This window comes from Oscillibacter valericigenes (assembly GCF_016902445.1).
Taxonomy (GTDB): domain Bacteria; phylum Bacillota; class Clostridia; order Oscillospirales; family Oscillospiraceae; genus Oscillibacter; species Oscillibacter avistercoris.
In genome coordinates, this window is sequence record NZ_JACSNX010000011.1 from 37,536 (window position 1) to 51,195 (window position 13,660).

A 13,660-nucleotide genomic window follows, 5' to 3' on the forward strand; every position below is an offset into this window, starting at 1 on the left:
TGGATCAGCGGCTGTGGACCGCGCGTTCCAACTGCGTCAGGGCTTTTTCCAGAGTGGCCCGGGGACAGGCGGCGTTGAGCCGCAGGAAGCCGGAGCCGCCGACGCCGAAGTCGGGGCCGTAGCCCAAGGCCACACCGGCTTTTTCCACGCAGAACGTTTTCAGGGTCTCGTCGTCCATGCCAAGGGCTCTGGCGTCGATCCAGCAGAGATACGTGGCCTCCGGGGTGTTGGGCTTCAGCTCCGGCAGGCGTTCGGCGCAGAAGCTGCGGATGAAGCGCATGTTCTCGGACAGATAGACCAGAAGCTCCTCCAGCCACTCCTCGCCGTGGGTGTAGGCCTCCATGGTGGCGACCAGGGAGAAGCAGTTGTTCCGGGCGATGTCCATCCGCTTCAGCTCCGCCACATAGGCGTCCTTCCGCTCACCGCTGTTGAACACGATGGTGGAAGACTGGAGGCCTGCCAGGTTGAAGGTCTTGCTGGGGGCGATGCAGGTGGTGGTGACGGCGGCGATCCCCGGGGAGACGGAGGCCATACAGGTGTGCTTGTGGCCGTCCAGCATCAGATCCGAATGGATCTCATCGGAGATGATCTCCACGCCGTGGCGGAGGCAGATCTCGCCCATCGTCCGCAGCTCTTCGGGAGTCCACACCCGGCCCACGGGGTTGTGGGGGTTGCAGAGGATGAAGAATCTGCAGCCCCTGGCTTTTTCCTCAAAGTCCGCGAAGTCCACGGTGTAATAGCCAGCGTCATCCCGCTTCAGCGGGCTGACCACCAGCTCACGGCCGGTGTTCAGCACCACGTCGGAGAAGGGATGGTACACCGGCTGCTGAATGAGGATCTTGTCGCCGGGCTGTGTAAACATGGTCAGGACCATCCGCATGCTGGGCACCACGCCGGGGGCGAACGCCATCTTTTCCACATCGGGCCGCCAGCCGTTGCGCTTTTCCTGCCAGCCGGCAACGGCCTCAAAGTATTTGGGCGTCCGCCAGGTGTAGCCGAAAATGCCCTGGTCCGCCCGGGCCTTGATGGCGTCCACGATGCAGGGCGCTGTGCGGAAATCCATGTCCGCGATCCACAGGGGGATCACATCATTGGTCCCGTAGTGCAGCTCTGCCTCCTGAAATTTGGCCGCATAATTTTGGGAACGGTCTACGATCTCGTCAAAATTGAATTTCATGTATCCTGCCTCCCGATTGTTTTGTAGGACGCCAAATATAAAAAGCAAAAATTGTGCCAAGTTTGCGGGGAGGTGAATTTTGTGAGAATGTCCAATTTTTTGTGGATCATGTTCCGAAAAAGCGACAAAAAAGAGAGAGGGGCTTGTTTTGAAAATTGGGGAAATGAAAAAATAATAGGGTGAAGTTCAAAAACTTCACCCTATTTTAGGAAAGGCATTTTGTGCCAACTCTTGATACAGGGCATGTCCCCGCTGGGACAGACGGCTGCCGCCGCGGCCGCGGGAGACGGTCACCAGGCCCAGGCGGTTCAGGGTCAGCAGGATATCGCGGATCTCCTGCTCGGTGGTGCGGAATCCCTCTTTCAATGCCCCCGAGAGCAGGGTGCCCCGCCCCATGCCCTGGTCCGCCCCGCCCAGCGTCCGAAGCAGGAAGCAGAACAGCGGTTCGCGGCCCTGGGCCGCCTGCCAGAACGCCGGGTCGCCGGATGGCTTGGGCGTGAACTGCTCGCGGGCCGGGAGCGCAGAGGGACAGAGATAGTCGGGAAGGTCGCCGCTGTCCACGCGCTCCTTTCCCAGAATAAAGAGGTATTCCACCAGATTTGACAGCTCCCGGACGTTTCCATCCCAGCGGTAGGACCGGAGGATCGCCTGGGCGGCGGGAGAGAAGGTAAAGTGTGTGCCGGCCCGGTCCATCAGGTGCGCAGCGATCAAAAACAGATCGTCTCCCCGGTCCCGGAGCGGGGGAATGGAGATCGGCAGCGTGTTGAGACGGTAGTACAGGTCTTTGCGGAAGGTGCCCTGCCGGACACGCTCCAGCAGGTCTTCATTGGAGGCGGCGATGATCCGCACATCCGTGGGGATGATGCAGTTGCCGCCCATCCGCATGAATTCCTTCTCCTGCAGCACGCGCAGCAGCTTGATCTGCAGCGTCTGGCTCATGGCCTCGATCTCGTCCAAAAAGAGCGTGCCCCGGTGGGCGTATTCGAAGAGGCCCAGCTTTCCGCCTTTCCTGGCGCCGGTGAAGGCGCCTTCGTCATAACCGAACAGCTCGCTCTCCAGCAGGGAGTCGGAAAGCGCGGCGCAGTTGATGGCCACAAAGGGAAGATCCCGGCGGCGGGAGGCATTGTGAATGGAGTGGGCGAACAGCTCTTTGCCGGTGCCGCTCTCGCCGGTCAGGAGGATGGCCGAATCCGTGGCTGCCATTCTGGCGGCGATCTGCTTGGTCCGCAGAATGGCGTCGCTCTGACCGATGATATCGTCAAAGGTGTATTTGGACTGATAGCCCCGGTGGTACATTTGCAGCCGGAACTGCTGCTGCCGCTCCTCCTCGGCGGTGAACCGCTGGAGCAGCAGGAAGCATCCGATATATTCCCCCTGCCAGTCCACCGGCGCGATGGTGAGATTGAAATAGGTGCCCTTCAGCTGGATCAGGCGGGAGGTCTTGTGGCGGCAGTCACGCTCTGTCAGCTGCCGGGAGAGGGCGGGGCAGAGCACGTGGAAGGATTGGCCGATGGACTCCTTTTTCTTCAGCCCCAGCATGCTCTCTGCCAGGTCGTTGACAGCAAAGCAGCAGCTGTTCACATCAATGCCCAGAATACCGGTCTCCAGCGTGCCCATCAGGATGTCCAGATAGGACTCCGCCTTCAGGTTGGCCCGCCACAGGGCTGCCAGGCTTTGCCCCTGATGCGCCAGGGATTCGGCATAGCTGCAGAATTCCGCACTTTTTGGGAACCAGGTGAAGCCCAGTTTCAGCGCGATCTTCAGCAGGGTATCCGTAGTAAATACCCGGGGCCCCAGATCGATCACCTGCAGCACCGTGGGCGGCACATACCGGGACTCACCGGGCGTGATGGCCAGCGTTACATCCGGCGGATAGCTGGAGCCGGGGTAGACCGGGATGAATTCGATCTGCGTGATGCCCAGATAGTTCAGCTCCGCAATGCTCTCGTATGCCATCTGGACGCTCAGATTCACCAGCATGGCCTGCGTGCCCCGGGGGAACTGCCGCAGAGCGTCGATCTCCTTTTTGAAAAATGTCAGAGACGGCGTCACGACGTGTTCCTTGTCCGGGATCAGGGCGGAGATCTGAGCAAAAGCGTCGGAAGAGGTGGCGGCAATGATATACAGATCGGCGTCAGTGGGCATCCGGGGAAAATCGCCGGCTTCTACGCTGAAGGTCTTCAGCGCGATGCTGGAGCCGAAAAACTGGTGGAGCCGCTGAGCATAGGTCGGGCAGGTGGATGCGGCCTGCGTGATCAGAACGACGGTTTTGGCCATGACATTTCTACCTCATGCTGTTTTGCAGAAATTCCGAATTCAGCACAGAGCCCATGGTGTGCGTGCAGAACACCGTGCCGAATGTTTCTCACATAAAAGAACGCCATGGCTTTAATATAGCATAGGAGGAAGCCTGCTGTCAAAAACGCCTGCGATGAATCTCGTTGCAGATCCATTCGAATGACGATGCCAGCTTGGGATGTGCCTGGAATCCACAGTTGACCACACGAGATGGGAAACTCCGCCCTCCTGGACCCAGGATGCGGACGGTCTGGATCTGCACTGCTCCTATCCCTTTTCCAGGGCGTCCCGGAACACCCGGCACATGATGCTTGCGCCCAGGACGATCTGGTCCTCCGAGGCGTTGGAGTAGTTCAGCCGCAGGCAGCGTTTTTCGTCCTGTCCAGCGAAGAAGGAGACACCGGGGATATAGGCCACCTTCCGGGCCGCCATCACCGGCATCAGGGCGGTGGTGTCGATCCCCTCCGGCAGCGTCACCCACAGAAAGAGGCCGCCCTGGGGATGCGTGCAGGACGCCCCTGCAGGCAGGTCCCGCTCCAGGCAGGACAGCATCAGGTCCCGCCGCTTTTTATACAGGGCACTGATCCGGCGGATATTGGCGTCCAGGTCATTGTCCTCCAGATAGGTATCCGCCACCATCTGAGACAGGGTGCTGGTCTGAAGATCCGCGCACTCCTTGGCGCTGGCGTACTTCTCCAGCAGCGCCGGGGCGGCGATCAGCCAGCCCAGGCGGAGGCCCGGGCTCAGGACCTTGGAGAAGGACCCCATGTAGGTGACGATGCCGGCGGTGTCCATGGATTTCAATGTGGGCACGGGCTCCCCCTCGTACCGCAGGTCGCCGTAGGGATTGTCCTCCAGAATGGGCAGGCCGTACCGTTCCGCCAGGGCCAGCACCCCTTTGCGGCGCTCCAGGGACCAGGTCTTGCCGGTGGGGTTCTGGAAGGTGGGGATGATGTACATGAGCTTGGCCTCCGGATGGGCGGCGAGCTTGCGCTCCAGATCCTCCAGCACCATGCCCTCGTCATCGGTCTCCACGGGGAGGGGCTGGCACTCATAGGAGCGGAAGGCCGTCAGCGCGGCCAGGTAGGTGGGATTTTCACACAGCACCGCGTCCCCCGGCTCCAGAAAGACCTTTCCCGCCAGATCCAGCCCCTGCTGAGAGCCGCTGACCATCAGAATGTCATCTGCCGTGCAGGAGATCCCCTGCGCCCGGTGTCGCCGGGCCAGCTTCTCCCGCAGGGAGGACAGCCCCAGAGAAGCACTGTACTGCAGGGCAGCGGGGCCCCGGGCGGAGAGCACCTTGTCAGCAGCCCGCCGGAGGTCTTCCACCGGGAATGCCTCCGGCGCAGGCAGCCCGCCGGCGAAGGAGATGATATCCGGCCGTGCGGTCAGTGCCAGCACGTTCCGCAGCGCGGATGTATCCATGTGAGAGATTCGGTTTGAAAATCGCAAGAGTCGTCCCTCCTTATTTGATGAACAGGGGCAGGGCGTTCCGGATGAATTCCACACAGCCGTCCTCCCCCAGCTTTTCCGAGTCCAGGGAGAGGTCATAGCCGGCGGCGTCCCGCCATTCCTCTCCGGTGTAGTAGTGGTAATAGGCGGCACGGCGGTGGTCCTCCACCCGGATATGCCGGGCCACCTCATGCTGGCTCCAGGCCAGGGAGTAGGAGGCGACCCGGGCCAGCCGGGCCTCCAGCGGGGCGTGGATGAACACCCGCAGTACGTTGGGCTGGTCCATCAGAAGATAGTTGGCGCAGCGGCCCAGGATGACGCAGCTCTCGCTGTCAGCCAGCTCCTTGATGATCTTCGCCTGGAAGCTGAAGAGGTTCCGGGTGGAGATGTAGTCGTCGCTGTCCGGCGGCAGGATCTCCCCGGTGTACACCTTCTCGGCGGCGGAGAGCATCTCCCGCAGGCCGATCCGCTCGTCGGCGGCGCCGAACAGCCTCTCGTGGATGCCGCTGACCTCCGAGGCCTTGCGCAGCAGGTCCCGGTCGTAATAGGGGATGCCCAGGGCCTCCGACAGCCTGCGGGTGACATTGTGGCCGCCGCTGCCGGTCTCCCGGGCCACGGTGATGATGAAACGCTCCATATGCTCTGCCTCCTTACGCGCCCAGATAGGCTTTGCGGACCCGGTCGTCGGCGGCCAGCTCTGCCGCCGGGCCCTCCATGGAGATGGTGCCCGTCTCCAGCACATAGGCCCGGTCGCTGACCGCCAGGGCCATTTTGGCGTTCTGCTCCACCAGCAGGATGGTGATGCCGCTTTTGTGGAGCTCCTGAATGATGGAGAAGATCTCCTTCACCAGCAGCGGGGACAGGCCCATGGAGGGCTCATCCATCAGGACGATCTTGGGGTCTGTCATCAGGGCCCGGCCGGTGGAGAGCATCTGCTGCTCGCCGCCGGAGAGAGTCCCCGCCAGCTGCCGGCGGCGCTCCTTCAGCCGGGGAAAATGGCCGTAGACCCGCTCCAGATTTTCTGAGATCCGCTTCTGGTCCCGGAGAATGTAGGCCCCCATCCGCAGGTTCTCCTCCACAGTCATGCGGGCGAAAACGTGACGCCCCTCCGGCACATGGGCCATGCCCAGGCCGATGATGGTGTTGGCCGGGACCTTCTGCAGGTCCGTGCCGTCCAGCAAAATGGAGCCGGAGGCCGCCGGCAGCAGGCCGGAGATGGCGTGGAGGGTGGTGGTCTTGCCGGCGCCGTTGGCCCCGATCAGGGACACCAGCTCCCCGTCCGCCACGGTGAGGGAGATGCCCTTCAGGGCGTGGATGGCTCCGTAGAATACATGCAGATCCTTGATTTCCAGCATAGTGCTCCCTCCTCACTCGCCCAGATAGGCGGCAATGACCCGGGGATTCGAGGCGATCTCCTCCGGCAGACCGGCCGCGATGGTCTGGCCGTAGTCGATGACCTGGATCCGCTGGCACACGTTCATCACCAGGGACATGTCGTGCTCGATCAGCAGGATCGCGACGCCGAACCGGTCCCGGATGGTGTTGATGCACGCCAGCAGCTCCGCCGTCTCCGTGGGGTTCATGCCGGCGGCGGGCTCATCCAGCAGCAGCACCTTCATGTTTGTTGCCAGGGCCCGGGCGATCTCCAGCTTCCGCTGCTGGCCGTAGGGCAGGCTGGAGGCCTTCCAGTCCGCCTTGTCGGCCAGGTTGAAGATCGCCAGCAGGTCCATGGCCTTCTCCGTCAGCTCCCGTTCCGCCCGCCAGAAGCGGGGCGTGCGGAACAGGGCGTCCAGCAGGTGATAGGAGATGTCCTTGGTGAAGGCGGCCTTGACGTTTTCCAGCACCGTCATCTCCCCGAACAGGCGGATGTTCTGGAAGGTCCGGGCGATGCCGGCGGCCACGAACTGGTGGGTCTTTTTCCCGTTCAGGGGCACGCCGTTCAGCAGCACCGTGCCCTCGGTGGGCACGTACACGCCGGTGAGCAGGTTGAACACCGTGGTCTTGCCGGCGCCGTTGGGGCCGATGAGCCCCACCAGCTCCCCCTGGCAGATCTGGATGTTGAAGTCCTGCACCGCCTTCAGCCCGCCGAAGGTGATGCCCAGCTTTTTCGTCTCCAGAATCGGCGTCTTCGTCTCAGCCATGGTAGGACACCTCCTTTTTGGCAGCCCTGGCGGCACCGGCGCCCGCGAAATGGGCCCGGATCCGGGCAGGCCACCTGGGGATGTCGCACAGGGCGAACTCCCGGCTGCCCATGATGCCCTTGGGCCGGAACAGGATGACGATGATCAGGGCGATGGAGTACACCAGCATGGGATAGGCGAACACGTTCTGGACAATGACCGGCAGCGCTGCCACCCAGGCGCCGTTCTTGATGGTGTAGTTCAGCAGGAACATCACCACAGCGGCGATCACCGAGCCGGTGAGGGAGCCCATGCCGCCCACCACCACCATCACCACAATGAACACGGAGTTCAGGATGGAGCCGTTGGTGAAGGCGAAGGAGGTGGTGGTCAGAGCCCCGTTGCAGCAGGCATACAGGGCACCGGTGATCCCCGCGAAGAAGGCGGAGATGGTGAAGGTCAGCACCTTGTAGTAGTTGACGTTGATGCCGGAGGCGGAGGCGGCGATCTCATTGTCCCGGATGGCCCGGATGGCCCGGCCGTACTTGGAGCGGACGAACAGGAACATGGCCGCCACGCACAGGATCACCACCAGGGCCACCAGCCACAGGTAGCGCATCTTTTCGTCATTGGAGAAGCCCAGCCCTGTGGCGTACAGCGCCGAGGAGGCGGAGCCCTGTCCCAGGCCCTGCTGGCCGCAGAAGGGCAGGTTGTTGATGATGTTGACGATGATCATGCCGAAGCCCAGGGTGATGATGGCCAGATAGTCCCCCTTCAGCCGCAGGGCCGGGATGCCCACCAGCAGTCCCAGCACCGCCGCCAGCACCCCCGCTGCCAGGAAGCTGACCAGCAGCACCAGGATAAACGCCGGGCCGGACTTCTGGTCATAGACGCCCGCCCGCTGGAAGGCCAGGGAGATCAGGGCCGCCGCATATGCCCCCACGGCCATGAAGCCGCAGTGGCCCAGGGACAGCTGCCCCAGAAAGCCCAGCACCAGGTTCAGGGAAGCGGCCATGACGATGAGATATCCGCACTGCCAGATGGAGGGGGTGATCCGCAGCTTCATGGTGTCGCCGCCGGTCAGGCCCAGCGCCACGGCAGCGGCAAACAGCGCCGCCACCGCGATGAAGTTGACAAGGTATCGGAGCTTGGTCTCTTTTGCGTTCATACTTTCTCCCCCACATTCTTTCCCAGGATCCCGGCGGGCCGCAGCATCAGGACCACGATCAGGATCAGATAGACAAAGGTGTCCGACATGGACGAGCTGATGTAGGTGTTGGCGCCGGACTGGACGATGCCGATCAGCAGTCCTCCCAGCATGGCCCCCGGCAGGGAGCCGATGCCCCCCAGCACCGCCGCCACGAAGGCGTAGATGCCCAGGGTGGCGCCCATGGTGGTATAGACCCGGGGATACTGGGAGACGTACATCAGCGCCGCCACCGCCGCCAGCCCGGCGCCGATGGCAAAGGTGATGAGGATGGTGTGGTTGACATTGATGCCCATAAGGGTGGAGGCGCTCTTGTCCTCCGACACGCAGCGCATGGCGCAGCCGATGCGGGCCTTCTGGGTGAACAGGTACAGCGCCACCATAATGACGGCGGAGACCGCGATGGTGATGATGGTGGCGTGGCTGATGGAGACGCCGCCCACGGAGATGGTGTCGGCAAACAGGGTGTAGGGCACCCTGGGGTCCGGGCCGATGGCCGGGATGGCCTGGGCCAGATTCTCCAGCACAAAGCTCATGGCGATGGCGGTGATGAGACAGGTCAGGCTGTTGCCGGTCCTGCGGACCGGCCGGTAGGCCAGCAGCTCCACCAGCACGCCCACGCAGGCACAGATGACGATGGCCGGGATCACCGCCAGCCAGCCCGGCAGGCCCATGCCCATCAGCAGCGGGATGGTGAAAAACAGCGTGTAGCCCCCCACCATGATAAAGTCGCCGTGGGCGAAGTTGATCAGCTTGATGATCCCGTAGACCATGGTGTAGCCCAGGGCGATCAGCGCGTAGACGCTGCCCAGGCGCAGGCCCGTGATCAAAAACTGGATGAATGTGATCATAGCAGTTCCCTCTTCTCTTCTTGGTTTGTGCCCGGTCCGGCTCGGAAAGGACGAAAGGGAGGCGGGACGCCTCCCTTTCCCTTATGAAGCTTCGGCGTGCGGGGATCAGTCCACGCTCAGGGTCTCAATGGAGATCTTCTGGACGGAGTCCGTGGCCTCGTCGTACTGGTAGCCCATGAGGACGCCGGACTTGATGGGGGTGCCGGTGTCGTCGAAGGAGAAGGTGCCGGTGGACACCTCGTAGACCTTGCTGGTGTCTGCCAGAGAGGCCTGGACGCTGGCGGCGTCGGCGGCTCCGGCGTCCTCCATGGCGGACACCAGGACATACACGGCGTCATAGGCCAGGGCGTCGAAGTTGTTGGGAGACTCGCCGTATTTGGCCTCATAGCTCTCGATGAAGCTGAGGGACACGTCGCTGGTGGCCAGGTCTGTGGAGTAGTGGTTGACAAACATCACGTTGTTGTAAGCGGACAGGTCAGCGCCGTCGGGAATGGTGGTCTCGGTGTTGTCCACGCCGTCAGCGCCCAGCAGGACGCCGTCGAAACCCACGCTGCGGGCCTGGGGGATCAGATAGGGACCCATCACGTCGTAATAGAAGGGGGTGAACACCAGCTCCGCGCCGGCGGATACCATCTGGTTGAACTGGTTGGTGTAATCCACCTCGGTCATGGTGGCCACGGACTCTTCCGCCACCACCTCGATGCCCTTTTCGGCGCAGGCGGCGGAGAAGGCGTCCCGCAGGCCGGAGGAGTAGGTGTCGGCGGAGCAGTAGACGATGCCCACCCGGGTGTAGCCCTGGTCAGCGGCGTACTGGGCCGCCAGCTCCCCCTGGAAGGAGTCCCGGAAGCAGGTGCGGAACACATAGCCCATGGAGGTGGTCAGGGAGTCCGCCGTGCCGGAAGGGGTGATGAGCACCACGCCCTCGGAGTTGGCGATGGAGGTGATGGCGGACGTGCAGCCGGAGGTGGCGGAGCCGATCACCAGCTGGATGCCGTCGGAGATCAGGGCATTCATGGCGTTGACGCACTCGGTGGTGTCGCCCTGGTCATCCCGGATGTCCGCTGCCAGCTGATAGGTGCCGTCGCTGAGGGTGACGCCGCCGGCGGCGTTGATCTCCTCAATGGCCAGCTCTACGCCCCGCTGGTTGTGGGTGCCGTAGACTGCCAGGCTGCCGGTCAGGGGGCCGATCATGCCCAGGGTGATGACGGCCGTGCCGCCGTCCTCAGAGGCATCACCGCTGTCGGCGGCAGCGTCATCACTGGTGCTGCCGCAGGAAGTGAGACTGAAGGCCAGGCAGGCGGCTGTCACGAGGCTCAGGATTCTTCTCTTCTTCATCACAATTCCTCCTTAAAAAGTTCTGGAAAAACAGAAAAGGAGTGCGAACGGAAACCGTTCACACTCCTTTGTGTTGTTATTAGCATAAAGGCCATGCGCGCATTTGTCAATCACATCTTTGTATAAAATCTTTAAAAAAGCAGGACTGTTTTTGTGGGATCCATAAAATTTGACGCTGCAGCATATGCATGTGACACATTTTTCTTGGACGTAATTGGCCGAATGCGCCAGTCAAAGCGCTCCGTACGGCAGCTGAATTTCTGAACAAATGTCCGGCTTTCATTGGAATGTGTCTGCCTTGGGAGCCGTGCCTGCACGCTGCGCATGCCTCAGGTTGTGTCCTGCAGAGGCACCGGATATGGAGCGCCCTGCAGACTGATTTGATGGTTGCACGAAGCGGATCTTCTTTGCAGCGAGGGAAGCGGGGCTCACGGCCGGCTTTGCGATGGATCCGGGAGACTGGGATGGGGCGGGCCCCTGCCGCCGGTCCCGCGCCGGACCTGCTCCAGAACAACCTGCAGCAGGTCCCGGGAGGGAGCAGCTCCGGCGGCATCCGTCTCCAGGCTGCGGCGCAGGAGCTGGGCAAACGTCAGGGGGACAGGGTGCCCGCAGGATGAGGTCCGGCGGCATCCCGGCATAGGGCATCAGCTCCCTCCACAGACGGCGGGCAGGCTGGCCGTGCGCTGCCGGGCAGTCTGCGCTTCGGCGGCCGCCTCCAGCCCGGGAAGACAGGGACGGCGCATCTCATATCCCCTCCGCGTCCTGTCGGCAGCTCCGGCTGGCGGCCTGGATCTTCCGCTGGACGAAGAATGTCTTGACCAGCTGGTAGAAGAAGGCGGGGATGCCGATAAAAATACTGATGATCCCCTTTGCCAGAGCCCAGAAGATCCAAAACCAGAGGGTCCCGAAGATGGTGAGAGGCAGAAAGGACTGCAGGTAGGTGATCAGCTTCCAGCCGAAGGGAATGAAGAAAAACCAAACGGCGTACAGCATCCGCTCCGGGCCGGCGGCACTGCTCTGGAAGAGCGTCTGTCCCAGGACCAGAGCTGTGACCGCGCCGTACACGCACGTGCGGAGGAATTCCGAGCGGGTATCCACAAGCGCGTCCAGATATTTTCGGCGGCGGTCCTCCTCTGCGGCCCGGGCCTGCTCTGCCTGCTGGTCCCGAAGGAGCTGAGCGCAGTCCACGCACAGGCAGGGGGTATAAAGGCTGGCACAAGCCCTGCACAGGGCCTTTCCGCAGTGCTGACAGGTGGCGACGGCTTCCCGGTCCTCGTGGTAAAAGCATTTCATAACGGATTCTCCTTTTCTCATGTTGTTGAAAACGGCCTGCCGGCCCTTTCAAGGAATGAGACACGGGAGAACGGTGCCGGGTTTTGTCAGGAGAGAAAAAATCTGCGGGATCCGCAGGGGTGTCCGGCCCTCAGCTCTGAAGGAGGGTGAGCCGGTCTGGAAGGAACAGAGGGCCAGCGGCGAAATCCGCTGGCCCTCTGATGATACCGCCCCGCCGGCGGCCGTCACGACACGATGACCTGGAAGGAGACGGCGTCCGTCATGGGAAATGTCCCCACGTTGGTCCAGGCGTCAAATTGATAGACGCCGGTGATGGTGGCGGTGCCCGGGGAGAGGGCGGTCACATTGCAGAAGTTGGAGCCGCTGGAGGAGATCGACACGACCGAGGGGTCACTGCAGCTCCATGTGGTGCCTGTCATGGTGCTGTCGCGGCCCGTACTGTACTGCTGCAGATAGTTGCTGCCGGATTGCCCGACGGTCAGATACAGCGGGTCATCAGCCCACTGATAGCTCCACGCATAGTGCCCCTCCACCGTTACAGGCAGGCGGACCTGATAGTTGTTGTCATCTGGAAAGGTGGCGATGATCTCTGCCGTGCCCGGGCTCAGAAGAGCGATCCCGCCGATGGGGCTGACATCGGCCACCGCCGGATTGGTGGAGGAATAGACGATGCCGTCATAGGGGGTATCGGCATTGCTGATCATGCTGATGGGGAAGGCCACGTTGTCCCCGTACCCGGCGGAATAGCTTGAAAAGTTCATCCGGACCTCCGGGGTGGAGGCAGGCTGCGGCTCTGCCGACGGCTCCGGCTCTTCCACCGGCACCGGATCCGGTTCGGGCGCGGGTCCCGGCTGCGGCTGCACCGGCTCCGGGGCAGGAGCCGGCTCAGGCTCCGGCGCGGGAGTCGGCTCGGGCTCCGGGGGCGGTTCAGGCTCCGGAATGGGCTGCGGCTCCGCCACCTCCACGATGGGTGCCGGATCCTCCGCCGGTTCCGGCTCCGGCTGGTAAAGCGCTGCGCCGCCGGCCACGGCGCCCGCTGCTGCAAGTCCGGCCAGCCCCAGCGCAGCCTTATGGGCCAGCAGGCCGCTCAGCGCATGGGAGGCCGTTCCGCCGGAGGCCGCAGCGGTCCCGGCAGCTGCGCCGCCGGAGGGAGCGACTGTGCCGGCGGCACCGGCGGCTGCCGTTCCGGCTGCGGCAGTACCCGCTGCTCCGGCCAGCACGGAGCGGGCCAGCGCCTCTGCCGCAGAGGCGCTCAGACCGCCGATGCCCGCGTCCCTCTGCAGGAAGTACACCAGGAACGGCAGCGCGCTGTAGAGCTTGACGCCCTGGGCCGCGTATGCGTCCACGCCGGACTTGATGGCCTTCCGGGCGTAGTTCAGGCGGCTTTTGACGGTGCCCTCCGAGGTCTCCAGGGCGGCGGCAATGTCCTTTACGCTCATCTCCTCGTAGTAGAACATCAGCACGCACTGGCGCTGGGGCGGCGGCAGCTGATCCACCAGCTCCACGATCATCCGCCGGGTCTCATCATTGTCCAGCGCTTTGTCCGGCACGGTCTGCTCATCCAGGCTTTCAAAGGCATCCAGCAGGCTGTTGCCCTCGTCGTCCTCCGGGATCTGGGCCTCCCGTCGGCCCCGGGTGAGGACATTGCGGCAGTGGTTGGCGGTCATGGCGGAGAGCCAGCCCCAGAAGGCCTCCGGGTCCTGGAGCCTGTCCAGCCTGGTCAGCATGGAGATCAGGATCTCCTGGGTGGCGTCCAGGGCGTCCTCCTCGTGTTTCAGCATCTTCCTGCAGTGGTAGTACACCCGGTTCTGGGCCGCCAGGACCAGTTCCTCCTGGGCCTGTTGGTCCCCGGACAGACACCGCCGGATCACCGGCGACATGCTCGGCATCGCCATGCGCCTGCTCCTTTCTCCCTCAAAAACGCTCC

General features: G+C 63.0%; 11 protein-coding genes. All 11 read right to left on the reverse strand.

Features of this window, described 5'->3' with window-relative positions; translation table 11 throughout:
* Nucleotides 1–4: 4 nt before the first annotated feature.
* The 11 genes from H9X91_RS08555 to H9X91_RS08605 all read right to left on the reverse strand — a co-directional run bounded on the left by H9X91_RS08555 (nucleotide 5) and on the right by H9X91_RS08605 (nucleotide 13,628).
* Nucleotides 5–1,177, reverse strand: a complete 1,173-nt coding sequence (locus H9X91_RS08555) for a MalY/PatB family protein (RefSeq protein WP_204804323.1) — start codon at nucleotides 1,175–1,177, stop codon at nucleotides 5–7.
* Nucleotides 1,178–1,372: 195 nt separating this feature from the next.
* Complete coding sequence (locus H9X91_RS08560; RefSeq protein ID WP_204804324.1) at nucleotides 1,373–3,454, reverse strand: sigma-54 interaction domain-containing protein; 2,082 nt, start codon at nucleotides 3,452–3,454, stop codon at nucleotides 1,373–1,375.
* A 288-nt stretch (nucleotides 3,455–3,742) separates the two neighbouring features.
* A complete protein-coding gene (locus H9X91_RS08565; RefSeq protein WP_243414497.1) occupies nucleotides 3,743–4,927 on the reverse strand; it encodes an aminotransferase-like domain-containing protein in 1,185 nt (394 codons plus the stop codon).
* A gap of 13 nt (nucleotides 4,928–4,940) precedes the next feature.
* A complete protein-coding gene (locus H9X91_RS08570) occupies nucleotides 4,941–5,564 on the reverse strand; it encodes a cytidylate kinase-like family protein (protein ID WP_204804326.1) in 624 nt (207 codons plus the stop codon).
* Between the two features lie 13 nt (nucleotides 5,565–5,577).
* A complete protein-coding gene (locus tag H9X91_RS08575; RefSeq protein WP_204804327.1) occupies nucleotides 5,578–6,282 on the reverse strand; it encodes an ABC transporter ATP-binding protein in 705 nt (234 codons plus the stop codon).
* A gap of 12 nt (nucleotides 6,283–6,294) precedes the next feature.
* Entirely contained in the window at nucleotides 6,295–7,068 is a 774-nt protein-coding gene (locus H9X91_RS08580; RefSeq protein WP_204804328.1) for an ABC transporter ATP-binding protein, read from the reverse strand.
* Nucleotides 7,061–8,215 carry a branched-chain amino acid ABC transporter permease gene (locus H9X91_RS08585; protein WP_204804329.1) on the reverse strand — a complete coding sequence of 385 codons (1,155 nt, stop codon included), beginning with the start codon at nucleotides 8,213–8,215 and terminating at the stop codon, nucleotides 7,061–7,063. The genes H9X91_RS08580 and H9X91_RS08585 overlap by 8 nt, the downstream gene beginning before the upstream one ends.
* Entirely contained in the window at nucleotides 8,212–9,105 is an 894-nt protein-coding gene (locus H9X91_RS08590; RefSeq protein WP_204804331.1) for a branched-chain amino acid ABC transporter permease, read from the reverse strand. Before H9X91_RS08590 ends, H9X91_RS08585 begins: the two co-directional genes overlap by 4 nt.
* Nucleotides 9,106–9,210: 105 nt before the next feature.
* Nucleotides 9,211–10,440: an ABC transporter substrate-binding protein gene (locus tag H9X91_RS08595; protein WP_204804333.1), complete on the reverse strand. Its 1,230-nt coding sequence runs from the start codon at nucleotides 10,438–10,440 to the stop codon at nucleotides 9,211–9,213.
* A 744-nt stretch (nucleotides 10,441–11,184) separates the two neighbouring features.
* The gene (locus H9X91_RS08600) at nucleotides 11,185–11,733 is read right to left on the reverse strand and encodes a hypothetical protein (RefSeq protein WP_204804335.1); all 549 of its coding nucleotides are present in this window, start codon (nucleotides 11,731–11,733) and stop codon (nucleotides 11,185–11,187) included.
* 224 nt (nucleotides 11,734–11,957) lie between these two features.
* Complete coding sequence (locus H9X91_RS08605; RefSeq protein ID WP_204804337.1) at nucleotides 11,958–13,628, reverse strand: sigma-70 family RNA polymerase sigma factor; 1,671 nt, start codon at nucleotides 13,626–13,628, stop codon at nucleotides 11,958–11,960.
* Nucleotides 13,629–13,660: the final 32 nt, after the last annotated feature.